At 73.5% G+C, this 22,141-nt stretch carries 21 protein-coding genes and 1 pseudogene; 7 read left to right on the forward strand and 15 right to left on the reverse strand.

Annotated elements, in window-relative coordinates; translation table 11 throughout:
• Together ACZ63H_RS18305 and ACZ63H_RS18310 are read right to left on the reverse strand one after the other, a co-directional pair.
• Nucleotides 1–240 (reverse strand): annotated as a pseudogene (locus tag ACZ63H_RS18305) (aminotransferase class V-fold PLP-dependent enzyme); the annotation flags it as partial.
• Nucleotides 241–337: 97 nt separating this feature from the next.
• Nucleotides 338–1,057, reverse strand: a complete 720-nt coding sequence (locus ACZ63H_RS18310; RefSeq protein WP_469866166.1) for a DsbA family oxidoreductase — start codon at nt 1,055–1,057, stop codon at nt 338–340.
• Between the two features lie 148 nt (nt 1,058–1,205).
• Here ACZ63H_RS18310 and ACZ63H_RS18315 point away from each other — a divergent pair, with 148 nt between their 5' ends.
• Nucleotides 1,206–1,346 carry a hypothetical protein gene (locus tag ACZ63H_RS18315; RefSeq protein WP_469866168.1) on the forward strand — a complete coding sequence of 47 codons (141 nt, stop codon included), beginning with the start codon at nt 1,206–1,208 and terminating at the stop codon, nt 1,344–1,346.
• A gap of 191 nt (nt 1,347–1,537) precedes the next feature.
• On the opposite strand, the gene ACZ63H_RS18320 is transcribed toward ACZ63H_RS18315, so the two are convergent.
• Complete coding sequence (locus ACZ63H_RS18320; RefSeq protein ID WP_469866170.1) at nt 1,538–3,067, reverse strand: aldehyde dehydrogenase (NADP(+)); 1,530 nt, start codon at nt 3,065–3,067, stop codon at nt 1,538–1,540.
• A gap of 148 nt (nt 3,068–3,215) precedes the next feature.
• Here ACZ63H_RS18320 and ACZ63H_RS18325 point away from each other — a divergent pair, with 148 nt between their 5' ends.
• The 5 genes from ACZ63H_RS18325 (at nt 3,216) to ACZ63H_RS18345 (ending at nt 7,699) form a co-directional block, all read left to right on the forward strand.
• The gene (locus ACZ63H_RS18325; RefSeq protein WP_392076441.1) at nt 3,216–3,989 is read left to right on the forward strand and encodes an IclR family transcriptional regulator; all 774 of its coding nucleotides are present in this window, start codon (nt 3,216–3,218) and stop codon (nt 3,987–3,989) included.
• 24 nt (nt 3,990–4,013) lie between these two features.
• Nucleotides 4,014–4,514: a GNAT family N-acetyltransferase gene (locus ACZ63H_RS18330; protein WP_469866172.1), complete on the forward strand. Its 501-nt coding sequence runs from the start codon at nt 4,014–4,016 to the stop codon at nt 4,512–4,514.
• A 112-nt stretch (nt 4,515–4,626) separates the two neighbouring features.
• Complete coding sequence (locus ACZ63H_RS18335; protein ID WP_469866174.1) at nt 4,627–6,081, forward strand: peptidoglycan D,D-transpeptidase FtsI family protein; 1,455 nt, start codon at nt 4,627–4,629, stop codon at nt 6,079–6,081.
• 161 nt (nt 6,082–6,242) lie between these two features.
• On the forward strand, nt 6,243–6,812 hold the full coding sequence (locus ACZ63H_RS18340; protein ID WP_469866176.1) for a SigE family RNA polymerase sigma factor: 570 nt from the start codon (nt 6,243–6,245) through the stop codon (nt 6,810–6,812).
• Entirely contained in the window at nt 6,809–7,699 is an 891-nt protein-coding gene (locus ACZ63H_RS18345; protein ID WP_469866178.1) for a hypothetical protein, read from the forward strand. The genes ACZ63H_RS18340 and ACZ63H_RS18345 overlap by 4 nt, the downstream gene beginning before the upstream one ends.
• 24 nt (nt 7,700–7,723) lie before the next feature.
• Here ACZ63H_RS18345 and ACZ63H_RS18350 read toward each other — a convergent pair whose 3' ends face one another.
• The 12 genes from ACZ63H_RS18350 to ACZ63H_RS18405 form a co-directional block, all read right to left on the reverse strand.
• Nucleotides 7,724–8,839 (reverse strand): pectinesterase family protein, encoded by a 1,116-nt coding sequence (locus tag ACZ63H_RS18350; RefSeq protein WP_469866180.1) that lies wholly within the window; start codon nt 8,837–8,839, stop codon nt 7,724–7,726.
• 52 nt (nt 8,840–8,891) lie between these two features.
• On the reverse strand, nt 8,892–10,208 hold the full coding sequence (locus ACZ63H_RS18355) for a pectate lyase family protein (RefSeq protein ID WP_469866182.1): 1,317 nt from the start codon (nt 10,206–10,208) through the stop codon (nt 8,892–8,894).
• Between the two features lie 93 nt (nt 10,209–10,301).
• Entirely contained in the window at nt 10,302–11,081 is a 780-nt protein-coding gene (locus ACZ63H_RS18360) for a rhamnogalacturonan acetylesterase (RefSeq protein ID WP_469866184.1), read from the reverse strand.
• Between the two features lie 106 nt (nt 11,082–11,187).
• Nucleotides 11,188–12,528: an ABC transporter substrate-binding protein gene (locus ACZ63H_RS18365; protein WP_469866186.1), complete on the reverse strand. Its 1,341-nt coding sequence runs from the start codon at nt 12,526–12,528 to the stop codon at nt 11,188–11,190.
• Between the two features lie 103 nt (nt 12,529–12,631).
• Nucleotides 12,632–14,137 (reverse strand): glycoside hydrolase family 43 protein, encoded by a 1,506-nt coding sequence (locus ACZ63H_RS18370; RefSeq protein ID WP_469866188.1) that lies wholly within the window; start codon nt 14,135–14,137, stop codon nt 12,632–12,634.
• Nucleotides 14,134–14,979, reverse strand: coding sequence for a DUF6807 domain-containing protein (locus tag ACZ63H_RS18375; RefSeq protein WP_469866190.1), 846 nt, complete (start codon nt 14,977–14,979; stop codon nt 14,134–14,136). Before ACZ63H_RS18375 ends, ACZ63H_RS18370 begins: the two co-directional genes overlap by 4 nt.
• Nucleotides 14,979–16,118 (reverse strand): Gfo/Idh/MocA family protein, encoded by a 1,140-nt coding sequence (locus ACZ63H_RS18380; protein WP_469866192.1) that lies wholly within the window; start codon nt 16,116–16,118, stop codon nt 14,979–14,981. The genes ACZ63H_RS18375 and ACZ63H_RS18380 overlap by 1 nt, the downstream gene beginning before the upstream one ends.
• A 175-nt stretch (nt 16,119–16,293) precedes the next feature.
• Nucleotides 16,294–17,178, reverse strand: coding sequence for a carbohydrate ABC transporter permease (locus tag ACZ63H_RS18385; RefSeq protein ID WP_469866194.1), 885 nt, complete (start codon nt 17,176–17,178; stop codon nt 16,294–16,296).
• Complete coding sequence (locus tag ACZ63H_RS18390; protein ID WP_469866196.1) at nt 17,175–18,110, reverse strand: carbohydrate ABC transporter permease; 936 nt, start codon at nt 18,108–18,110, stop codon at nt 17,175–17,177. The genes ACZ63H_RS18385 and ACZ63H_RS18390 overlap by 4 nt, the downstream gene beginning before the upstream one ends.
• Before the next feature lie 80 nt (nt 18,111–18,190).
• Nucleotides 18,191–19,924: an L-arabinonate dehydratase gene (araD, locus tag ACZ63H_RS18395; protein ID WP_469866198.1), complete on the reverse strand. Its 1,734-nt coding sequence runs from the start codon at nt 19,922–19,924 to the stop codon at nt 18,191–18,193.
• A complete protein-coding gene (locus ACZ63H_RS18400) occupies nt 19,921–20,832 on the reverse strand; it encodes a dihydrodipicolinate synthase family protein (RefSeq protein WP_469866200.1) in 912 nt (303 codons plus the stop codon). The genes araD and ACZ63H_RS18400 overlap by 4 nt, the downstream gene beginning before the upstream one ends.
• Nucleotides 20,829–21,485 carry a GntR family transcriptional regulator gene (locus ACZ63H_RS18405; protein ID WP_469866202.1) on the reverse strand — a complete coding sequence of 219 codons (657 nt, stop codon included), beginning with the start codon at nt 21,483–21,485 and terminating at the stop codon, nt 20,829–20,831. The genes ACZ63H_RS18400 and ACZ63H_RS18405 overlap by 4 nt, the downstream gene beginning before the upstream one ends.
• A gap of 225 nt (nt 21,486–21,710) precedes the next feature.
• On the opposite strand from ACZ63H_RS18405, the gene arr reads away from it, so the two are divergent.
• Nucleotides 21,711–22,139 carry an NAD(+)--rifampin ADP-ribosyltransferase gene (arr, locus tag ACZ63H_RS18410; RefSeq protein ID WP_469866204.1) on the forward strand — a complete coding sequence of 143 codons (429 nt, stop codon included), beginning with the start codon at nt 21,711–21,713 and terminating at the stop codon, nt 22,137–22,139.
• Nucleotides 22,140–22,141: the final 2 nt, after the last annotated feature.

The raw sequence follows: 22,141 nt of genomic DNA on the forward strand, positions 1-22,141 counted from the left end.
AACACTGCCCACGCCCCGGGCTCCGAAAACCCCGCCGACCCGGTCGAACCGGCCCCCGCCCCCCTCCACGTCCTCGTACAGCGGGGTCAGCGGCCGGCCCTCGGCCCGCAGCAGCGCCGCCTCGTTCAGGGCGGCGACGGTACGGGCCGGCAGCAGGCCGTGGCTCGCGGTGTTGAGGTAGGTGCTCCGGGGCCGGAACTCGGCGCGGACTAGGCGGTCGAACGTCTCCGTGGTCTGCATGGGACCACTCTGCGTCCCCCGGAACCCCCCGTCCATCGCGAATTTCCGGGTGCCGTCCCCTAGGAAGGCTTATACGACGGCCCCGGCCTGCGCTTTCTCAGTCGTGCCGCGGAACCGCGCAGCCGTCCGGGCCGCAGGCGTCGGCGTCCCCCTGGCCGACCAGCCGCAGCGGGGGGCGCTCGCCCCAGGCCTGGGTCAGCGCCTGGGTGAAGACCTCGGCGGGCTGGGCGCCGGAGACGCCGTACTTGCGGTCGAGGACGAAGAACGGCACGCCGGTGGCTCCGAGCTCGGCGGCCTCGCGCTCGTCGGCGCGGACCTCGTCGGCGTAGGCGTCCGGGTCGGCGAGGACGGCGCGGGCGGCCCCGGCGTCGAGTCCGGCCTCGGCGGCCAGCTCCACCAGGCGCGCGGCGCCCTCGGTGAACAGGGACCGCTCCTCGGCGAAGTTGGCCCGGTACAGGAGCTGGAGCAGCGCGTCCTGCCGGCCGTGCTCCTTGGCGAAGTGCAGCAGGCGGTGCATGTCGAAGGTGTTGCCGTGGTCGCGGTCCCGGGTGCGGTAGTCCAGGCCCTCGGCGGCGGCCTGGGCGCCGAGGTTGTCCTCGCCGGCCTGCGCCTGGGCCTCGCTCATGCCGTACTTCCTGGTCAGCATGGTGATCACCGGCTGGACGTCGTCCTTGGCGCGGCCCGGGTCCAGCTCGAAGGACCGGTGCACCACCTCGACCTCGTCGCGGTGCGGGAAGGCAGCCAGCGCCTTCTCGAAGCGGGCCTTGCCCACGTAACACCAGGGGCAGGCGATGTCGCCCCAGATCTCGACGCGCATGTCTTCGGCTCTCTTCGGGGTCGTACGGCCCCGGGGGATCTCCCCGGACCGCGTACGTGAACGTTCAAGCAGGCCGTGGCATTCCCGTGGCCGCGCGCCGCCCGGTCGGGCCACGGCGGGCCGGCTCGCGGGGCGCTACGGGCCCCGGGTGCCGCCGCCGCTCGGCCGGGCGCTCGCGGCGGCGGGGCCGCTGGGCCTGTTCGCCGTGGACGCGGGACCGGCCGCCGTGGTGGCCGTGCCGATGGCGGTCGGTGTCGCGCCGGCCGTCCCGGCGCGCTCACCACGGTGAGGACGGACGCCGTGCCGGCCGGGCGGGGCCGGCCGCCGGGGTGCCCGACGCGGCCCGGCGGATCTCCGGCAGGCCCGGCGTCGCGGTGTTCGGCGCCCTGGTGGCCGGCGGTTTCGCCGCCGGGCCGCGGGCGAACCCGGCCGTGGCGGCGGCCCCGCCCGCCCTGGCGTTCCCGCTCGGCCGCCGGCGGGTTACCGCTCCAGCCGCCCGTTGAACCGGCGGGGCAGGCCGAGCGGGTTGTCGTCCCTCAGCTCGGCCGGCAGCAGGGCCTCGGGCGCGTTCTGGTAGGCGACCGGCCGCAGCCACCGCTCGATGGCGGTGCCGCCGACGGAGGTCGAGGTGGAGGTGGTCGCCGGGTAGGGACCTCCGTGGTGCTGGGCCGGCGCCACGGCGACCCCGGTCGGCCAGCCGTTGACCAGGACGCGCCCGGCCAGCGGGGTCAGCTCGGCGAGCAGCTCCGGTCCCCGGCCGTTGCCCGCGGCCTCGTCCGAGGAGAGCTGGACCGTCGCGGTGAGGTTGCCCGGGAGCCGGGACAGGACGGTCTTGGCCTCCTGCTCGTCGCTGTAGCGGGCCACCACGGTGACCGGCCCGAAGCACTCCTCCAGGAGCAGGTCGTGGTCGCCCTCCTCGGCCAGCTTCGCCGCCGGCACGGTGAGGAAGCCCGGGCTGACCGTGTGCTCGCCGCCCTCGCCCGGGGTGACGGGCGCGTCCACGTCCGGCAGTTCGGCGCGTTCGGCCACGCCGGAGACGAAGTTGTCCCGCATGCGGTGGTCGAGCAGCACCCCGGCGTCGGTGCCGGCGACGGCGTCGGCCAGGGACTTCACCAGCCGGTCGCCGCCCGCGCCGGAGGGCACCAGCACCAGGCCGGGCTTGACGCAGAACTGGCCGACGCCGAGGGTCATCGACCCGGCGAGCCCGCCGCCGATCTCCTCGGCCCGCTCGGCCGCGGCGGCCTCGGTCACCAGGACCGGGTTCAGCGAGCCCAGTTCGCCGTGGAACGGGATCGGCACCGGGCGCGCGGCGGCGGCGTCGAACAGCGCCCGGCCGCCGCGGATGGAGCCGGTGAAGCCGGCGGCGGCGACCAGCGGGTGCCTGATCAGTTCGATGCCCGCCTCGAAGCCGTGCACCAGGCCGACGACGCCCTCGGGGATGCCGTGTCCGGCGGCGGCCCGGCGCAGCACGCCCGCGACCCGCTCGGACAGCGCCGGGTGGTCGGGGTGGGCCTTGACCACGACCGGGCAGCCCGCGGCGAGCGCGCTCGCGGTGTCGCCGCCGGCGACGGAGAAGGCGAAGGGGAAGTTGGAGGCGGAGTAGACGGCGACGACGCCGAGCGGCACCTTGTAGCGGCGCAGGTCCGGCACGGGCGGGGTCGCGGTGTCGTCGGGGTGGTCGATGACGACGTCCAGGAAGGCGCCCTCGTCGACGATGTCCGCGAAGGCCCGCAACTGATAGGCCGTCCGGGCGAGTTCGCCGGTCAGCCGGACCTGCCCGAGGGCGGTCTCGGCGTCGGCGGTCTCGACCAGGCCGTCCCGTTCCGCCTCCAGGCCCGCGGCGGCCGAGCGCAGGAAGGCGGCGCGGACCGCCCGGTCGGCGAGCGCCCCGCGCGCCGCCCGTGCCGCGCGGACCGCCGCGTCGACCTCCTGGGCTGTGGCCTCGGCCGCAACCTGTTCACGCTGCTTCCCGGTGCGCGGGTCGACACTCCAGACTGGTGCTGCTGCCACCGCGGGTCCCTCCCAAAAAGGCCGCACTATCCCGAACCATGCGCGTCACCCCTCGCCGCGTTCGATATACTGAACGCCGTCTCTGATGATGAACGCTGCTCGGAGACTATATATCTGAGGTCCTCGTCGAACGAAGGGGTCAAGGGCGATGACGGCAGGCGACACAGGGGGCGGGGCGCAGGTCAAGTCCGCGGTACGGACCGTGGAACTGCTCGAGTACTTCGCCGGCCGGCCCGGTATGCACTCCCTCGCGGCCGTCCAGGAGGCCGTGGGTTATCCCAAGTCCAGCCTCTACATGCTGCTGCGCACCCTGGTGGAGCTGGGCTGGGTGGAGACGGACGCCACGGGCACGCGGTACGGCATCGGGGTGCGGGCGCTGCTCGTGGGCACCTCCTACATCGACGGCGACGAGGTGGTGGCCGCCGCCCGGCCCACCCTGGACCGGCTCTCCGACGACACCACGGAGACCATCCACCTGGCCCGGCTCGATGGCACCAACGTGGTGTATCTGGCCACCCGCCAGTCCCAGCACTACCTGCGGCCCTTCACCCGGGTCGGCCGCCGGCTGCCCGCCCACTCCACCTCCCTCGGCAAGGCGATCCTCGCCACCTACACCGACGAGCAGGTGCGCAAGCTGCTGCCCGAGACGCTGCCCGCGCTCACCGAGCACACCCTCACCGACCGGGAGCGGCTCATCGAGGAGCTGCACCAGGTCCGGGAGCAGGGCTTCGCCGTCGACCGCGAGGAGAACACGCTGGGCCTGCGCTGCTTCGGCGTGGCCATCCCGTACCGCACGCCCGCCCGGGACGCCATCAGCTGCTCGGTCCCGGTGGCCCGGCTGACCCCGGCCCACGAGCAGATGATCAAGGACGCGCTGTTCGACGCCCGGGACCGGCTGACGCTGGCGACCCGGCGCCTGTGAGCCGGGGGCCGTAGGCTCGGCCGCATGGAGATCGCGCTGCGCGCCGTCCGGGACAGTGACGTGCCGGTGTTCCACCGCCAGATGACCGATCCGCAGGCCGTCCGGATGGCCGCGTTCGGCCCGGAGGACACCTCCTGCCCGGAGGCCTTCGCGGTCTACTGGCGGCGGCTGCGCGCCACCTGCGCCGTGCTGCGCACCGTCCTGGCCGACGGGGCGGTGGCGGGCAGCGCCGCGGTGTACGGGGTGGCCGGCGAGCGCGAGGTGACGTACTGGATCGACCGCGCGTACTGGGGCCGGGGCGTGGCGACGGCCGCGCTGCGGGCCCTGCTCGCGGAGGTCCCCGAACGGCCGCTGTACGCGCGGGCGGCGGCGGACAACGCGGGGTCGCTGCGCGTGCTGGAGAAGTGCGGGTTCCGCGAGGCGGCCCGGGCGCGGGGGTTCGCGAACGCGCGGGGCCGGGAGATCGAGGAGGTCGTCCTGGTCCTGGAGGGCGGCGCGGACCGGCTGGGGCGGGCGGCTTCCTGACGGCCTGCGGCGCCCCCTTCCCGGACGCGGAGCCGGGCCGCTTCCTGAAAGCGGGATGAAAAACGGGGCGTACGGGAACGTTCACCCCCGCTCCGCTCGTCTTCCGGGCGGGATGAACAAGACGATCAGGCGGGCGTCCGTCTTCGCGCTGCTGCTCGTGCTCGCCCTGCTGGTCAGGGCGACGTGGCTGCAGGTGTACGACGGCCAGGCCCTCGCGGACGACAACGACAACCGGCGGAACGTGATCGCGACGTACTCGCGTCCCCTGGGGAACATCATCGTGGCCGGGGACGCGATCACCGGTTCCGCCCGGACGAAGGGAAGCGACCTCGCGTACAAGCGGACGTACACGGACGGCGAGCTGTACGCCGCGGTGACGGGCTACGCCTCGCAGGCGTACGCCCCCACCCAGCTGGAGGGCATCTACAAGGACCTGCTCAACGGCACGGACAACCAGCTCAAGACCGTGATGGACACCGTCACCGGGGAGCGCGCCGACCCGGGCGACGTCATCACGACCATCGACCCGGCCGTGCAGAAGGCGGGCTACCGCGCGCTCGGCGGCAAGAAGGGCGGGGCCGTCGCGATCGACCCGAAGACGGGGAAGATCCTCGCCGTGGTCTCGACGCCGTCGTACGACCCCTCCGCGCTCACCGACGCGAGCACCGCGGGCACGGCGTGGAAGGCGCTCAACGCGGACGAGGACAAGCCGCTCACCAACCGCGCGCTGCGCCAGCCGCTGCCGCCCGGCTCGACGTTCAAGCTGGTCGTCGCCGCCGCCGCGCTGGAGGACGGGCTGTACAAGGACGTGGACGAGCCCACCGACAGCCCCGATCCGTACGTCATGCCGGGCACGGTGCTCCCGCTGAAGAACGAGAACACGTCGGCGCCGTGCGAGAACGCCTCCATCCGGGTCGCCCTGCGCTACTCGTGCAACAACGTCTTCGGCCACATGGCCGTCGAGCTGGGGCAGGACAAGGTCAGGGACATGGCCGAGAAGTTCGGCTTCAACGACGAGGAGCGGGACGTGCCGGTGCGCGCCTACCCGAGCGTCTACCCCTCGGGCATGGACAAGGCGCAGACGGCCCTGTCCGGCATCGGCCAGTTCGACGTCACCGCCACCCCGCTGCAGATGGCCATGGTCTCGGCGGTCATCGCCAACGACGGCAAGCTGGCCTCGCCGCACATGGTCGCGCGGATCACCGACGGCGGCGGCGACGTGCTGAAGGACTACGACGACGACGCCGGCACCTCGGAGATCATCAGCTCCGCCACCGCCGAGCAGCTCCAGTCGGCGATGGTGACGGTGGTGAAGGACGGCACCGGCACCAACGCGCTGATCGACGGGGTGACCGTCGGCGGCAAGACCGGCACCGCGCAGCACGGCGAGAACAACAGCAAGACGCCGTACGCCTGGTTCACCTCGTACGGCAAGTCGGACGGCAACGGCAAGGAAGTGGCCGTCGCGGTGATGGTGGAGCAGTCCGACGCGGCCCGCTCCGAGGTGAGCGGCAACGGCCTGGCGGCGCCGGTGGCCCGGGCCATGATGCAGGCGGCGCTGAAGTAGCTCCGTCCGTGGCGCCCCGGCAGAGGGCGGGGCGCCACGCACTCCCCCGGCCCCGTCCGGCGCGGAATCCCCCTTCCTTCCCCTTCCTTTCGAACCCTGGCTTCCCGCATGTCATTCACATGACACTCACCTCCCGAGCGCGCATCGAGAAGAGGTCACCCGTGGGCACAGTCGTCGACGACGCGGCCTCCGTGGAGTTCCGTGCCTTCTTCGAACGGCACTACGCCGAACTGGCCCGCCTCGCCCACCTGCTGACCGGCGAGCCGGACGCCGCCGACGACCTGGCGGCGGACGCCCTGCTGGCCCTGTGGCACCGCTGGGACCGGGTGCGCGCGGCCGACCGCCCGGTGGCGTACGCGCGGGGCGTGGTCGCCAACCTGGCCCGCACCCGCATCCGCGGCGCGGTGCGCGAGCGGCGGCGGATCGCCCTGTTCTGGCCGCGCGGCGAGGAGCGGACCGAGGAGCCGGACGTCGCCGGCGTGGTGGACGTCCAGGGGGCGCTGCGCAGACTGCCGTTCCGGAAACGGGCGTGCGTGGTGCTCCGGCACGCGTTCGACCTGTCGGAGAAGGACACCGCGCTCGCGCTCGGGATCTCGGTGGGTACGGTGAAGAGCCAGACGTCCAAGGGCATGGCCGAACTCCAGCGGCTGCTCGGCCCGCAGGGCGACCCGCGGCGGGTGCACGCGGCGATGGCGGCCCGGAGCGGGGAGAGCGGAGGAAGGAACCGATGAGGCGGCAGGACGTGCACGACGAGCTGCGCGCCCGGCTGCACGAGGCGGCCGGGGCCCACGAACCGGACCGCGCGCGCATTCTGGCGCGGGTGGAGCGCGGCATGGCCGAGCCGTCCCGCCCCGGCCACCGGGCCGCGCGCCCGCCGGTGGTGGGGTGGTTCCGGGTGGCCTCCGCGACGGCCGCGGTGGCCGGTGTGCTCGCGGTCGGGGGCTACGCGGTGGCGTCCGCGGTGAAGGACGAGCCGCCGGCCCGCCGGACGGTGGCGGTCTCGCCGACGCCCGGCGGGTCCCCGCGGCGCACCACGGCCCCGGCACCCCCCGTCCACACGGCCCGCCCGACGCCCGGCGGGGTGGCCGGCGCCCCCACCCGGGCGCCGTCCTCCCCGCCCTCCTCGCCCTCGTCGTCCTCGTCGTCCTCGTCGTCCTCCCCCGCCTCCGCCACCCCGGGGTCCACCGCCACGGCCGGGCCGCCGCCGGCCCGTGCCGAGCGGAGCGGCCCCCTGTGGTCGGACGGCTCGGTCGACCCGCACAGCAACGACTTCTGGGCGCAGAGCGATCTGACCCTGAAGACGTCGGACCGGCTCACGTCCCTCACCGTGGAGCTGCGGATCGCGCAGACCGGCGGGGTGTCCTCCACGGGCGCCTGGCGCTCGCTGCCCGAGGGGGACTTCGCCCACCGCGTCGTGGAGGAGGACGGGTACGTCGTCTACACGTGGACGCTGCGGCGGGGGCGTACGGTGCCGGCCGGCGAGTGGGTGTTCGCCGGGCAGTACGACCACGCCCGCGGGGGGCGGGACGCGAAGGACGACGGCTATGTCATGACGGCGACGGCCGGCGGGCGCACCTACGCGGTGACCGGCGACTTCGCCCCGCACGACCCCTCCTAGGGCCGGCCGGCCCCGTGCCCGCGCTCACCCGATCGACATGGGCGCGCGTCGCCGGGGGTCCCAGTCGCCGAGCCAGGCGGCCGGGGTGTGCCGCGCGGCCTCGGCGGCGGTGAGCTGCGGCCGGTCGGCCGGCACGCTCACCACCGCGCCGGGCCCGGAGTTGCGGTACTCCCCGAAGCGCATGGACTGCCACGGGTAGGCCTCCCGCATGTCGGCGTAGGGCGCGACCGGGTCGATGCCGGGGCCGAGCCGGGTGTCGCGGACGGTGAGCATCGGGTGGGCGGTGGGGTCGGAGCCGGGGACCCAGGGGCGGGCCAGCTTGTAGAAGGCGTCCGGGGCCTCGCTGGTGACCCGGCTCCGGGTGACCAGGAAGCCGTGCGGGTTGGCCCGGGCGGTGGAGGGCGCGAAGACGAAGCCGTAGGGCGCGGCGGGCAGGTCCGTGCGGTCCAGGGTGCGGAAGTGGCAGTGCGCGAACACGGCGGCGGCCCGGCCGAAGACGAAGTCGACGTCACCCTCGGCGTAGCAGTGCGCGTAGTACTGCCGGGCGAAGGCGGACAGGGCCGTGGAGTCGGCGTAGAGGGTGTCCTGGTGGCCGAGGAAGCGGCAGTGCCGGAAGGCGTTCCGGTCGCCCTGCGCCTTGAGGGCGACGGCCTGGGTGCCGGTGGTGCCGGGGTGGTCGGCGCGCAGCCAGTCGTTGGCGAAGGTGATCCGGTGGGCGGTGAACCCGTCGGCCTGGACGGTGACCGTCGCCGAGCCGCTGGTGCCGTGGGTGCCGCCGCCGGGTGCCGGGGTGCCGGCGGCGTTGTCGTGGACGATCACCACGTCCCGCGGGTCCTCGCCGGCGCCGATCCAGGTCATCTCCGTGCGGCCGGGGTCGACGGCGACCGTCTCGCGGTAGGTGCCCGGGGCGATGACCAGGGTCCGGCCGGTACCGGTGGCGGCGGTGACCGCGGCCCGGACGGAGGGGAAGTCGCCCCGGCCGTGCGGGTCGACGTACAGGGTGCCCGGGGTGAGGCGGCGGGCCGGGGAGCCGTGGCGGCCGAACGGGCGGGGGCGGGCGTGCGCCGGGGCGGGTGTCAGGGCGAGCGCGGCGGCGGCTCCGGTGCTCGCGGTGAGGAGACCTCGTCGGGTCAGGGGCATGGAAGTCCTCCCTCTCGGGCGGCCGGGGCGGGACGCGCCCCGGCCGAAGGGCTCAGCGCAGGCGTCCGGCGCCCGCGTGGCGGCCGACGATGCCGGGGACGGCCCCCGGCCGGTCCACCCTGGTGCGCAGGCTCGGCGTCCAGCCGGCCCCGGACCGCAGGGTCTCGCCGGGTGCCTCCGCGTTGTGGACGGCGAGGAGATCCACCGGCCGGCCGTTGACCTGGTTGTCGGCGGCGGTGACCGGGGCGTCCTTCCACTTCTTCAGCACCGCTCCGGCCCGGGCACCGTCCGGCAGGGTGAACGCGTTGTGCTCGGCGACCAGTTGGGACTCCAGGCCGATGCCGTAGGTGTAGGAGTAGCCGGCGCCGGCGACGAAGTGGTTGTTGTACGAGTCCACCTGCCCGAAGCGGACGCGCGGGGCCCGCTCGACCAGGTTCCGGAACAGGTTGTGGTGGAAGGTGACCTTCAGGTGCCCGCGGTCGACGGCGGCGGTGGCCGCGCTGTCGCTGTTGCCGACGAGGATCGTCTTGTCGTGGTCCTCGAAGACGTTCCAGGAGGCGGTGACGTAGTCGGCGCCCTTGACGATGTCCAGTTCGCCGTCGTGCTGCTGGTAGATCCGGCCGTAGTACGACGGCAGGGTGCTGTCGGGGTGCCCGCCGTCGGTGAAGGTGTCGTGGTCCATCCACACATGGGTCGAGCCGTACACCACGGCGCTGTCGTACTCGGAGTTCCAGTTGCCGTCGGCGGTGTCGGTCGGGTCCCACTGCGGGAAGCAGTCGAGGGGGCTCTCGAAGGCCAGGTTGCGCACGATGACGTTGTCGACGCCCTTGATCTGGAGGCTGGCGCCCTTGAACCCGGCGTCGCGGCCGATGCCGACGATGGTGGTGTTGGCGGGGACGGCCGCCTTGATGAAGGCGTCCTGGCGGGCGGCCGAGGCACGGCGCAGACCCTCGGGGCTGTCGTCGGGCTCGGCGTCGAGGGTCTTGGTGCGGCCCCACACCGCCGGGTCGTAGGTCTTCAGATAGGCCCCGAAGTCGTAACCGGGCACCGCGAACGCGTCGCAGCCGGGCCCGTCGGCGTCGAGGGTGCCCTTCACCCGGACGATCTTCGGGGCGCTGCCGCCGTCGGCGAGGGCGGCCTTGAACTGCTCCCAGGTACGGACGGTGTACACGTGGGCGGGGTCGGCGGCGGCCCCGCCGGTCGTCCCGGTGCCGTACGCGGCCCAGCCGTCCCCGGCGGGCAGCGTCCGCCGGTCGGGGCCGGCGGGGTGGGCGGGGTGCGCGGACGCGGTGCCGGTGCCGGCGAGGACGAGGGCGGTGGCGCCCACCAGGGCACTCATGACCCGTCCATGACATCTCTGGGTACGCACTGTGCGGCTCTCCTCGATGACTCGGTGGCTCGGTTGATCGCTGTGAATCGGTGAAGCGGTGAAGCGGTGGTCCGGTGGCTCGGTGGCGGCTGATCAGGGCGCGGGGGCGGGCGGCCAGGTGATCCAGGACGCCGGGACGTCCTCGTCCAGCCGGCGGACGTCGGGCCGGGCCAGCACCCGGGTGCGCAGCAGCTCCCGCGCCACCAGCCGCGCCACGGCGATGGCGCCCGGCGGGTTGAAGTGCGTGTTGTCCTGCTCGGTGGCGGTCCAGTTGAAGTAGGTCTTCGTCTCCTCCGCCCCAAGCCGCTGCCACAGCGCGAGCGACAGCGCCTCGATGTCGAGCAGCGCGACCTCCTCCTCCTCGGCGAGCGCCCGCATGGCCGCCGGGTAGTCGCCGTGGGTGGGCTGGGCGGTGCCGTCGGCGTCGAACCTGCGGCGCTCCACGGAGGTGGCGAGGACGGGCCGGGCACCCCGCGCGCGGGCCCCGTCGAGGTACAGCCGCAGATACCGCCGGTACGTCGTCCACGGCTCGGTGGAGCGGGTGGGGTCGGTGGCCTTCTCGTCGTTGTGCCCGAACTGGACGACCAGCAGGTCCCCGTGCCGGATCCCGGCGAGAAGGGCGTCCAGCCGGCCCTCGTCGACGAAACTCTTCGAACTGCGGCCGTTCACCGCGTGGTTGGCGACCGTCAGCTCCTTGTGGAGGAAGAAGGGCAGCGCCATTCCCCAGCCGGTCTCGGGGGCGGCGTCGGCGTATTTCACAGCGGCCGTCGAATCACCGGCGATGTGGAGACGGCGAGCGTCTTTCGCCGATCGCCGGGGCAGCGGGACCGCGGCGATCGCGGCGGACGTGACCTGTCTGCGCGTGAGGGACACAACCTGCGCCTTTCACCTGTGTTCCGGTCGGGGGGCGCGGGGAAGCGCGCGACCGGCCCGTCACCGGCCGGCGGCTCCCCGCCCCCGCGACCACCCGAGTGGACTCTCAGTGGTTCTGCTTCCAGTCCTGCTGCGCCTTGTTCAGCTGGTCGGCCAGCAGGTCCAGGAATTCCTTCGCGCTCATCTTGCCGAGCAGCACCTTCTGGAAGTTCGGCTCGTTGTCGGCCTTGGAAATGGTGTTCCAGTCGGGCAGGTAGTACGGCAGCTGCACGATCTTCGTGCCGGCCCCGTCCAGCGCCTCGGTCGCCAGCCTCGTCGGCTCGTTGGCCCGCACCCAGGCGTCCTTCGCGGCCTCCGTGTTGGCCGGCACCGAACCGGCCGACTCGTTCCACTTGCTGTTCGACTCGTGCGAGGCGGCGAACTCGATGAACTTCCAGGCGGCGGCCTTGTTCTTGCCGGACTTGAACAGGGCGAGCCCGTCGACCGGGTTGGACACCTGCACCCGCGTCCCGTCGTCCCGGGTCGGGCTGGGGATGCCCCGGAACCTGCCCTTGAGCGCCTTCTCGTGGTCGGCGTAGGAGCCCAGGTTGTGGCTGAGCATTCCGATCGTCCCGGAGTCCCACTGGGCGACCATCTTGGTGAAGTCGTTGTTGACGTCGGCGGCCGGGGTGTTCTTCTTGTACAGCCCGGTGTACTTCTCCAGCGCGGCCACGTTCTGCGGGTCGTTGACGGTGGTCTTGTCGCCGTTCCAGAAGGACGTGATGCCGCTCTGCCCGTACATGGCGTCCAAGGCCTGGGCGATGGAGCCCTCACCGCCGCGGATGGTGTAACCGAAGGCGTTCTCGTCCTTGTCGGTGAGCCTGCCGGCGGCCTTGTAGAACTTCGTCCAGGTGGTCGGCGGCTCCAGCCCGGCCGCGCGGAACAGATCGGTCCGGTACCACAGCGTGCCGTTGTTCGCGGACGTCGGCACCGTGTACGTCCTGCCGTCCCCGCCGGCCGCCTTGACGCTCTCCAGGAACTTGGCGTTGAGCCTGCCGCCGAGCGGGCTGGAGGAGAGCCGCTGGTCCAGCGGCTCCAGCGCGCCCTGCGCGGCGACCTCGGCGAGCATCGCGGTGCCGACGCCGCCGACGTCCGGCAGGCCCCCGCCCTGGATGGCGGTGTCGTACTTGGACTGCACGCTCGCGGCGGGGACGCCGACGTACTTGACCTTGATGCCGGGGTACTCGTCCTCGAAGTCGGCGATGATCCGCTTCCAGACGTCGGTGCGGACCCCGCCGTTGTTGTCCCAGAAGGTGATCTCGCCCTTGCCGGATCCCTCGTTCCCCTTCTGTCCCGCGCTGCCGCTGCCGTCGTCGCCGCAGGCGGTGGCGGTCAGCGCGAGGACGGATCCCAGGGCCACGGCCAGTGCGGCGCGCCTGCTTCCGCGGATGTGGATGCTGCTTGTCATCGGTCGGCTCTCTTCTGCTGGATCGGGCGGTGACGAGGGGTGTGGGGGGTGCGAAGTCGTGGGACGGCTCGGCGGCGGGCGTCCGGCGCGGCTGCCTCGGCGACTACAGGGGCGTGATCCGGAACCGGGTGAAGGTCGCCGAGCCCGCGTGCCCGAGCCCCTCGGGTGCGACGGCGAACAGGCCGAGCAGGGCGCCGACCCAGCGCCAGGGCGTGGCGGCGAAGACCGGGCCGGAGGAACGGAAGCCGTCCCCGGTGTCGTAGGAGAACCGGCAGCGCGCCCCGGGTCCGGCCTCGATGCGCAGCCGTGCCCGGCCCCGCGGCGCGGCGCACGGCACCCCGGCGTCGCGCTCCCTGTCGGCGACCGCCTCCCCGAACCGGTGCACGAGGCGGACCGTGCCGTCGGCCCCGCGCTCCAGCCCGATCCAGGAGAAGGCGTCCCCGAGCACCACGAGTCCCGCGCGGGCACCCGGCTCGGTGGCGTCCAGCCGCAGCTCGACCTCGGCCGTGCCGGGCGGTCCGGGCAGCCGCTGGGTGAGGACGTTCGGCAGCCTCCGCGGGTCGTGGGCGTCGGCGGAGCGGACGCAGGCGAGCCGCAGACCGTCCCCGGAGTGCTGGGTGGCCCAGCCGTCGCCGGGGTTGGCGGTCCACTGCCACTGCCGGCCGTACCGGCCGCCGGGGAAGTCGTCGTCGGTGGCGGGCGCGGCGGGCGGCTGCGGCGGCAGGGCGGGCCGCCGGTGTACGGCGACGGGGGCGCCCTCGTCCCCGATGACCGGCCAGCGGTCCCTCCCCCAGCGCATCGGCTGGAGGTGGACCACCCTGCCGTAGGGGCCGCGCTGCTGGAAGTGCAGGAACCAGTCCTCGCCGGCCGCGGTGCGCACCCAGCCGCCCTGGTGGGGGCCGTTGACGTCGGTGTCCTTCTGCTCCAGCACGATCCGCTCCTCGTACGGGCCGAAGAACCCGCGCGAGCGGAACGCCCCCTGCCAGCCGGTCTCCACCCCGCCGGCGGGGGCGAGGATCCAGAACCAGCCGTCGTGCCGGTAGAGCTTGGGTCCTTCCAGGGTGAACCAGCCGGGGATGCGGTCGCCGTCGACGATCACCTTGCCCTCGTCGAGCAGCGAGGTGGCGTCGGGGTGCATCCGGTGGCCGGTGAGGCGGTTCTTGACGCCGGAGCGGGACCTGGCCCAGGCGTGCACGAGGTAGGCCTCGCCGCTCTCGTCGTCCCACAGCGGGCACGGGTCGATCAGGCCCTTGCCCGCCTTGACCAGGTGCGGCCGGGTCCACGGGCCCCTGATGCCGGGGGCGTTGACCTGGAAGACGCCCTGGTCGGGATCGCCCCAGAAGATCCAGAAGCGGTCGTCGTGGTGCCGGATGGAGGGCGCCCAGACCCCGCGGTCGTGCCGGGGCAGCGCGAACTCCTCCTCCGGCTCCAGGCGTTCGAGGGCGTGGCCGACGAGGGTCCAGTCGACCAGGTTCCGCGAGTGCAGCAGGGGCAGTCCGGGGGCGCGGCCGAAGCTGGAGGCGGTGAGGTAGAAGTCGTCGCCGACGCGGACCACGTCCGGGTCGGACCAGTCGGCGTCCAGCACCGGGTTGCGGTAGGTCGCGGTCACTGGGCCACCGCCTTGCGGACCAGGGCGGCCACCTCGTCGCGGGCCGGGCGGCCGTCGGCGACGACGGTGACGATCCGGCGGACGAGGGTCTCGCCGGGCGCGACGGCCAGCCGTTCGGTGTGCGCCAGCGAGGAGCCCACGCCGGGGTACTCGGCGGCCCGGACGAACCAGGGGTCGCGGCGGGTGTCGTCGGTGGCCCCGGCGAACACCAGCGTCCAGCCGGCGCCGGCCAGCGCGAGCCAGTCGGCGCGGGCGCCGTGCGCCTCGGCCTCGCCCTCCCGGTCGGCCGTGAAGACCTCCGGGGGCCGGGACTCCTTGCGGGCCCGCCAGAAGAAGCCGCCGTAGGCCGCGCCGGGCCGGCCGTTGGTGGCGGGGCTGCCGAGGGACAGCGGGCCGGGGGTGACGTTGGTCAGGGAGAAGGTGAAGTCCAGCGCCCAGGCGGACGCGGTGAGCCCGGTGGCCGCGACCGTGCGGCGCTCGCGCAGCAGCTCGGTGCCGGCGGCGACCCAGCGCAGTTCCTCCACGAAGCCGTCGGGGTCGCGGAGCTGGAAGCCGGTGTGCCGCTGGGCGCCGTGGTTGTCCAGTTCGGCCGGCCCCCGGTCGCGCACGAAGGTCCGGCCGCCCCAGAAGTTGTGCCCCTCGACGTCGGGAACGGCGACACCGACGCCGAGGTGGTGGGCGTGGTCGGCGGGGCTCGCCTCGGTGACCGGCGTGCCGGCCAGGGTGGTGACGGGATGCAGATAGGGGCGCGGGGCGAGCCGCGCGGGCAGTTCGGGCCGGGTGACATAGCGCCCGACCGGGCGTCCCGCGGCCCGCAGGACCAGGCTGTCGTGGGCTGTCATCAGGTGCTCACCTCGTTCGGCGGGGCCCAGGAGGCGCCCAGTTCGGAGTAGAGGGCGAGGGTGTCGGCCGCCGCCGCGACCAGGCCGTCGACGCCGGGCACGATCCGGCGCCGTTCGTCCGGCAGCAGCCGCCAGGCGGTGTCCGGCAGCGGTGCCGGGTCCGGGGCGGTGCGGATCGCCTCGACGACCCGCATGAAGGCACCGGTGTCGTCCGGCGGCACCAGCAGTCCGGTGCCGTGTTCCAGGTGGCCGGCCAGGTTCTCCAGCAGGTCCGTGCGGCCGTACTCGGTCTCCCGGGGGCCGTGCCCGGCGCGCTGGAGCAGCACCCGGTCCTGCTTGTACCAGAAGGTGATCCGGCCGGTGTCGCCGTGCACCAGCACGTACGGCTCGCCGGGGTGCTCGGCGCACAGGGTCGCGGCGACCGTGACCGGTCCGCGCGGGGTGCGCACGCGGACGCAGGAGGTGTCGTCGGACTCGATGGCGTTGGCGCGCAGCAGTTCGGTCTCGACGCCGGTGACGTCCTCGGCGCGGGTGGTGCCGAGCAGGGCGAGGCCGGTGGCGACGGCGTGCGCGAGGGGGTTGGTGAGGACCCCGTCGACCACGTCGGCGCCGTTCAGCCGCCGCCGGCCCGCCCAGGGTGCCCGCCGGTAGTAGGCCTCGTCCCGGGCCCAGGCCCCGGCGGCGCCGACCCCGGCGACCCGCCCGATGGCGCCCTCGGCGATCAGGCGCCGGATCGCGGGCACCGCGTGCGAGCCGAGCGACTGGAAGCCGATCTGGCAGGCCACCCCCGCCTTCGCGACCCCGTCGGCCATGCGGCGGAACTCGGCGTAGGAGGGCGCGGGGGGCTTCTCCAGCAGCAGGTGCACGCCCCGCGCGGCGGCGGTCAGGGCCAGCTCGGTGTGGGTGGGGATGGGGGTGCAGATCACGGCGATCCGCGCGCCGGTGGCGTCCAGGAGCGCGCCGAGGTCGGCGGACTGCTCCGGTGTGCCCAGGCCGTCGGGGATCTCCGCCCCGGTGAGCGGGGCCGGTTCGCAGATCCCGGCGAGCCGCACCACGCCTCCGGCCTGGAGCCGGCGGATGTTCTCCAGGTGCCAGCGGCCGTGACCGCGGGCACCCGCGAGGACGACGGGTACGGTCATGGGATCCTCCCCGTGCCCGCGCCGCGCGCCACGGCCCGGTGGGCCACCGCCGCGCCGTCGGCCTTCCGGCGCGGGACGGGTGTCCGGCCGGCGTCCGCCGTCGGGTCGCGCTCGCTGCCGCGGTCACAGGCGTGGCGGAGGGCGGGCCGGTCGACCGTACGGTCTCCCCCGGGGCTCATCCCTTCACCGCCCCCGCGCTGAAGCCGGTGATCAGCCACTTCTGGATGAAGGCGAACACGATCACCACGGGCAGGGCCGCGATGATGCCGCCCGCCGCCAGGGCGCCCAGGTCGACGCTGTCGGCGCTCATCAGGGTGTTGAGGCCGACCGGGATGGTCTGCTTGCCCTGGTCGGAGAGGAACATCAGGGCGAACAGGAAGTGGTTCCAGGCGTGCACGAAGGCGAAGGAGCCGACGGCGATCAGCCCGGGCCGCAGCAGCGGCAGCACCACGATCCGGAAGCCGGTCAGGCGGTTGCAGCCGTCCACCCAGGCGGCCTCCTCCAGGGAGTACGGCACGTTCCGGATGAACCCGCTGATCAGGATCATCGACAGCGGCAGCTGGAAGACGGTCTCGGCGATGACCACGCTGCCCAGGGAGTTGATCATCCGCAGGCCGGCGAAGATCTGGAACAGCGGGACCAGCAGCAGCGCGCCCGGCACGAACTGCGAGCACAGCAGCGCCAGCATGAAGCCGCGCTTGAGGCGGAACTCGAAGCGGGCGAGCGCGTAGCCGCCGGCCAGGGCGACGACGGTGGTCAGCAGCAGGGTGGCGAGGCCGACGTAGACGCTGTTGGCGAAGTAGGTGCCGAAGCTGCGCTCGGTCCACACCTTCTCGAAGTGCTCGGAGGTCATCGGCCAGGGCACCAGGGAGGTGGAGCCGGCCGGGCGGAGCGCGAAGAGCAGGATCCAGTAGAAGGGGATCAGGGTGAACAGCAGGTAGACGGAGAGCGGGACGTAGATCTGCCAGCGCGGGACCTCGTCCCAGGCGCGGCGCTTTCCGCCGGGCCGGGCGGGCTCGGCCGCCACGCGGCCGGGAGCGGGAGCGATCTCGGTGATCACCTGGACTCGCCTCCGAACTTGCTCAGCCGCAGGTAGGCGATCGAGCAGAAGAGCAGGATCACGAACGCCACCGTGGTGAGGGCGGAGGCGTAGCCGAAGTTGTGGGCGTCGACGGACGTGTTGGCGATGTACAGCGGCAGGGTGGTGGTCTCGCCGGCCGGGCCGCCGCCGGTCAGGGTGTAGAGCAGGTCGACGTTGTTGAACTCCCACACCGCGCGCAGCAGCGTGGACAGGACGATGGCGTCCTTCAGGTGGGGCAGGGTGATGTGCCGGAACTGCTTGAGCCGGCTCGCCCCGTCGACCTCGGCGGCCTCGTACAGGTCCTTGGAGACGGACTGGAGGTCGGCGAGGATGAGGATCGCGAAGAACGGCACCCCGCGCCACAGGTCGGCGACCACCGCCGCCGGGAACACCGTGGAGGTGTCCGACAGCCAGCTGGTGCCGTAGGAGCCGAGGCCCGCGTCGGCGAGGTAACGGCTGATGCCGGTCTGGGAGTTGTAGAGCAGCACCCAGATGGCGGAGGTCAGCACGCCGGAGACGGCCCAGGGCGAGAAGACGAGCGCGCGGCCCACGGCCCGGCCCACGAAGGTCTGGTTGACGATGAGCGCCAGGGCGAGACCGCACAGCAGCTGCAACCCGACCTCCACCACGACCCACTTGGCGCTGAAGGTCAGCGTGTCCCAGAACTGCGGGTCGTGGGCGAACGCCTGGGTGAAGTTGTCCAGGCCCGCGAAGCCGTTCCGCCAGGGTTTGGTGGGGTTGTAGTTCTGCAGGCTGTAGTAGAAGACGCTGAGCACCGGGTAGGCGATGAAGCCCAGCATCAGCAGGGCGGCCGGGGCGATCAGCAGGTACGGCAGCCTGCGCGGGGTCGCGGAGGCACGGCGCCGCCGGGGTGGCGCGGGCGGCTTCGCCACGGCTGCGGCTTGGGCCATGACTGTTCTCCGTTCTCGGTGAAGCGCTTTCCGATCGATGTTCGGGATCTCGACCGCAGGGGGTCGCGGTCGGGGGCGGTTCAGCCCGCGTAGGGGTCCTGCACCGTGCCGGGCCGGGCGAGGAACTCGAAGTCGCAGCCGGTGTCCGCCTGGGTGATCTGCTCGCTGTAGAGCGCGCCGTAGCCGCGTTCGTAGCGCACGGGCGGCGGTGTCCACTCGGCCCTGCGGCGCTCCAGTTCCGCGTCGTCCACGTCGAGCCGGAGGGTGCGCGCCCCGACGTCGAGCGTGATGAGGTCCCCGGTGCGCACCAGGGCCAGGGGGCCGCCGACGTAGGACTCGGGGGCCACGTGCAGGACGCACGCGCCGTAACTCGTGCCGCTCATCCGGGCGTCGGAGATCCGGACCATGTCCCGCACGCCCTGCTTCAGCAGGTGGTCGGGGATGGGCAGCATGCCGTACTCGGGCATGCCCGGGCCGCCCTTGGGGCCGGCGTTGCGCAGCACCAGGACGCTGTCGGCGGTGATGCCGAGCGCGGGGTCGTTGATGGTGCGCTGCATGGTCCTGTAGTCGTCGAAGACGACGGCCGGGCCGGTGTGCCTGAGCAGGCGCGGCTCGGCGGCGATGTGCTTGATGACCGCGCCGTCCGGGCAGAGGTTGCCGCGCAGCACGGCGACCCCGCCCTCGCGCGCGACCGGATTGTCCCGGGTGCGGATGACGTCGTCGTCGTGGACCCGGGCGCCCCGTATCTGCTCGCGCAGGGTGTCGTGGGACACCGTCGGCCGCTCCAGGTGGAGCAGGTCGGTGATCCGGGAGAGGAACCCGGGCAGGCCGCCGGCGAAGTGGAAGTCCTCCATCAGGTACTTCCGTCCGCCGGGGCGGACGTTGGCGAGGACCGGGACGGTGCGGGCGATGCGGTCGAAGTCGTCCAGGGTGAGCCGGACCCCGGCCCGGCCGGCCATGGCGATGAGGTGGATCACCGCGTTGGTGGAGCCGCCGAGGCCGAGCACGGTGGTGACGGCGTCCTCGAAGGCCTCCCGGGTGAGGAGGTGGGACAGCCTGCGGTCGCGGTGGACGAGGCCGACGGCGGTCATGCCCGCCTTCGCCGCCATCCGGTCGTGCCCGGAGTCCACCGCCGGGATGCTGGACGCGCCCGGCACGGTCACCCCGAGCGCCTCGGCGGCGGCGGTGAGCGTGGAGGCCGTGCCCATCGTCATGCAGTGGCCGGGCGAGCGGGCCAGGCCGCTCTCCAGCTCGGCCATCTCGCAGTCGCCGATGAGGCCGGCCCGCTTGTCGTCCCAGTACTTCCACATGTCGGTGCCGGAGCCGAGGACCTCGCCGCGCCAGTGGCCCGGGAGCATCGGGCCGGCCGGGACGAACACGGCGGGCAGGTCGACGGAGGCCGCGCCCATCAGCAGCGCGGGCGTCGACTTGTCGCAGCCGCCCATGAGCACCGCCCCGTCGACCGGGTAGGAGCGCAGCAGCTCCTCGGTCTCCATGGCGAGCAGGTTGCGGTAGAGCATGGGGGTCGGCTTCTGGAAGGTCTCGCTGAGGGTGGAGACCGGGAACTCCAGCGGGAAGCCGCCCGCCTGCCACACGCCGCGCTTGACGGCCTGGGCGCGGTCGCGCAGGTGGACGTGGCAGGGGTTGATGTCGGACCAGGTGTTGAGGATGGCGATGACCGGCTTGCCCAGGTGTTCCTCGGGCAGATAGCCGAGCTGGCGGGTGCGGGCGCGGTGGCTGAAGGACCGCAGCCCGTCGGTGCCGTACCACTGGTGGCTGCGCAGTTCCTCGGGCCGCTTGGGGGTCGCGTTCACACGGACCATCCGGCGGCGATGGCGGCGACCTCGGCGCGCTCGTCCTCGGGCAGCGGCCTGCTGGGCGGGCGGATGTCCCGGCGGCACAGGCCGAGCGCGGCGAGGGCCTCCTTGACGACGGTGACGTTGTTGGCGCTGCCCTGCGCGGCGCGCAGTTCCTCGAAGCGGCGGATCTGCTCCCAGACCTTCATGGCGGCCGGGTAGTCACCGGCGCGCAGGGCGTCCAGCATGTTCCGGGAGACGGCCGGGGCGACGTTGACCAGCCCGGAGGTGAAGCCGGTGGCGCCCGCGGAGAAGTAGGAGGGGGCGTACGGCTCGGCGAGTCCGGCCACCCAGACGAAGCGGTCCAGGCCGGCGTCGCGGGCGAAGGCCGCGAAGTGGGCGGCGTCCGGGACGGCGTACTTCACGCCGATGACGTTCGGGCAGTGGCCGGCGAGTTCGGCGAGCCGGGCACCGGGCAGCCGCGCGTGGCGGATGTACGGCACGACGCCCAGCTCGGGGACGGCCTCGGCGATGGCGCGGTGGTAGTCGACCCAGCCGGCCGCGGACACGTAGGGGTGCACCGGCTGGTGGACCATGACCATCTGCGCGCCGAGGTCGCGGGCGTGCCGGGCGGAGGCGATCGCGGTGGGCAGGTCGTGGCCCACGCCGGCCAGGATCACGGCGCGGTCGCCGGCCTCGGCCACGGTGATCTCGGCGACCAGCCGGCGTTCCTCGGGGGCGAGGGCGTAGAACTCGCCGGTGTTGCCGTTCGGGGTGAGGGTGGTGACCCCGCCGTCGAGCAGGCGGCGCAGCAGCGCCCGGTGGGTGGCGGTGTCGACGGTGCCGTCCGCGGCGAAGGGGGTCACCGGGATGGCCACCACGTCGGCCAGGGCCGCCCGCTGGGTCTCGAAGGTCCCGCTGCTCATCGCTCACCTTCCGTGGGGAGGGGCTCGGGGAACGCCCGGTGGACGAAGGACGCGATGTGGGCGTGCAGGGCGCCGGCGGCCCCGTCCGCGTCGCCGTCCAGCGCGAGGCGCAGGATCTCCCGGTGCTCGGCGGCCTCCCGCTCCCAGGAGGGGTCGGTGGCCCAGGCGACGGCGGAGACGAGGGCGGCCTGGTCGCGGACCTGGTCCAGCATCCGGGCGAGCAGCGGATTGCCGCACGGCAGGTACAGGGCGCGGTGGAACTCGCGGTTGGCCAGGGAGCGTTCGGCGGTGTCGGTGGCGTCGTCGGCGCGGGTCAGCGCGGAGCGGGCGGCGTCGAGGGAGGCGCCCTTGGTCACGGCCCGGCGCAGCGCCTCCGGCTCCAGCAGCAGCCGTACGTCGTACACCTCGCGCGCCATGTCCGCGTCCACCATGCGCACCGTGACGCCCTTGTACTGGCTCATCACGACCAGGCCGGTTCCGGCGAGGGTCTTCAGCGCCTCGCGCACCGGGGTCTTGGACACCCCGAACTGCGCGGCCAGTTCCGTCTCGACCAGTGCCTGACCGGGCGTCAACTGCCCGGTGAGGATGCGGTGTTTGATCGCGTCCAGCACGTATTGCGTGCGGGAGGGGATCGGCGTGGGCACAGAGGTCATGCGGCCCTCTCGGATCTCACGTATCGCGTCTCATATATGACGTACGAAGTACGACGCGTTGAAGGTAGGAGTGGCCGCGAATCCCGTCAATGCTTCTGGCAGAGGTAGTTGCGGTGACGGGGATTCCGTTTCACGGGAGCGGGAAGCGGACCGCGCACCGTGCGGGCGGTTCCGGCAGCCGCCGTGATTCCCTGTCCTCCCAAGCCCAGGCCGGAGGAGCAGCCCATGACCAGCACCCCTGTCCCCTTCCAGGCGTACGAGGCGGGGACCTATCTGCACGGGACGAAGGCGGACCTCGCTCCGGGGGACGTGCTGACCCCCGGTCACGCGTCCAACTACGAGGAGGGGCGCACGTCGCGTCACGTCTACGTCTCCGAGACGCTGGACGCCGCCGCCTGGGGCGCCGAACTGGCGGCCGGCGAGGGGCCCGGCCGGATCTACGTGGTGGAGCCGACCGGTGCCCTGGAGGACGACCCCAACGTCACCGACAAGAAGCTCCCCGGCAACCCCACCCGTTCCTACCGCACGCGCGAGCCCGTGCGCGTCGTGTCGGAACTGAGGGACTGGGCCGGCCACTCCCCCGAGCAGATCGAGGCCATGCGCGACGCGCTGGCCGACCTCCGCCGCCGGGGCCTCGCCACGATCCTGGACTGACG

The organism is Streptomyces sp. NPDC104831 (assembly GCF_055583025.1).

Excerpts from the sequence above, each read along its gene's own strand:
- ACZ63H_RS18400 (WP_469866200.1), bottom strand. The coding sequence starts at position 20,832 with ATGAGCAGCGGGACCTTCGAGACCCAGCGGGCGGCCCTGGCCGACGTG.
- ACZ63H_RS18380 (WP_469866192.1), bottom strand. The coding sequence starts at position 16,118 with ATGACCGTACCCGTCGTCCTCGCGGGTGCCCGCGGTCACGGCCGCTGG.
- ACZ63H_RS18350 (WP_469866180.1), bottom strand. The coding sequence starts at position 8,839 with ATGCCCCTGACCCGACGAGGTCTCCTCACCGCGAGCACCGGAGCCGCC.
- ACZ63H_RS18330 (WP_469866172.1), top strand. The coding sequence starts at position 4,014 with ATGGAGATCGCGCTGCGCGCCGTCCGGGACAGTGACGTGCCGGTGTTC.
- ACZ63H_RS18335 (WP_469866174.1), top strand. The coding sequence starts at position 4,627 with ATGAACAAGACGATCAGGCGGGCGTCCGTCTTCGCGCTGCTGCTCGTG.
- ACZ63H_RS18375 (WP_469866190.1), bottom strand. The coding sequence starts at position 14,979 with ATGACAGCCCACGACAGCCTGGTCCTGCGGGCCGCGGGACGCCCGGTC.
- ACZ63H_RS18310 (WP_469866166.1), bottom strand. The coding sequence starts at position 1,057 with ATGCGCGTCGAGATCTGGGGCGACATCGCCTGCCCCTGGTGTTACGTG.
- ACZ63H_RS18390 (WP_469866196.1), bottom strand. The coding sequence starts at position 18,110 with ATGGCCCAAGCCGCAGCCGTGGCGAAGCCGCCCGCGCCACCCCGGCGG.
- ACZ63H_RS18325 (WP_392076441.1), top strand. The coding sequence starts at position 3,216 with ATGACGGCAGGCGACACAGGGGGCGGGGCGCAGGTCAAGTCCGCGGTA.
- ACZ63H_RS18365 (WP_469866186.1), bottom strand. The coding sequence starts at position 12,528 with ATGACAAGCAGCATCCACATCCGCGGAAGCAGGCGCGCCGCACTGGCC.
- arr (WP_469866204.1), top strand. The coding sequence starts at position 21,711 with ATGACCAGCACCCCTGTCCCCTTCCAGGCGTACGAGGCGGGGACCTAT.
- ACZ63H_RS18405 (WP_469866202.1), bottom strand. The coding sequence starts at position 21,485 with ATGACCTCTGTGCCCACGCCGATCCCCTCCCGCACGCAATACGTGCTG.
- ACZ63H_RS18345 (WP_469866178.1), top strand. The coding sequence starts at position 6,809 with ATGAGGCGGCAGGACGTGCACGACGAGCTGCGCGCCCGGCTGCACGAG.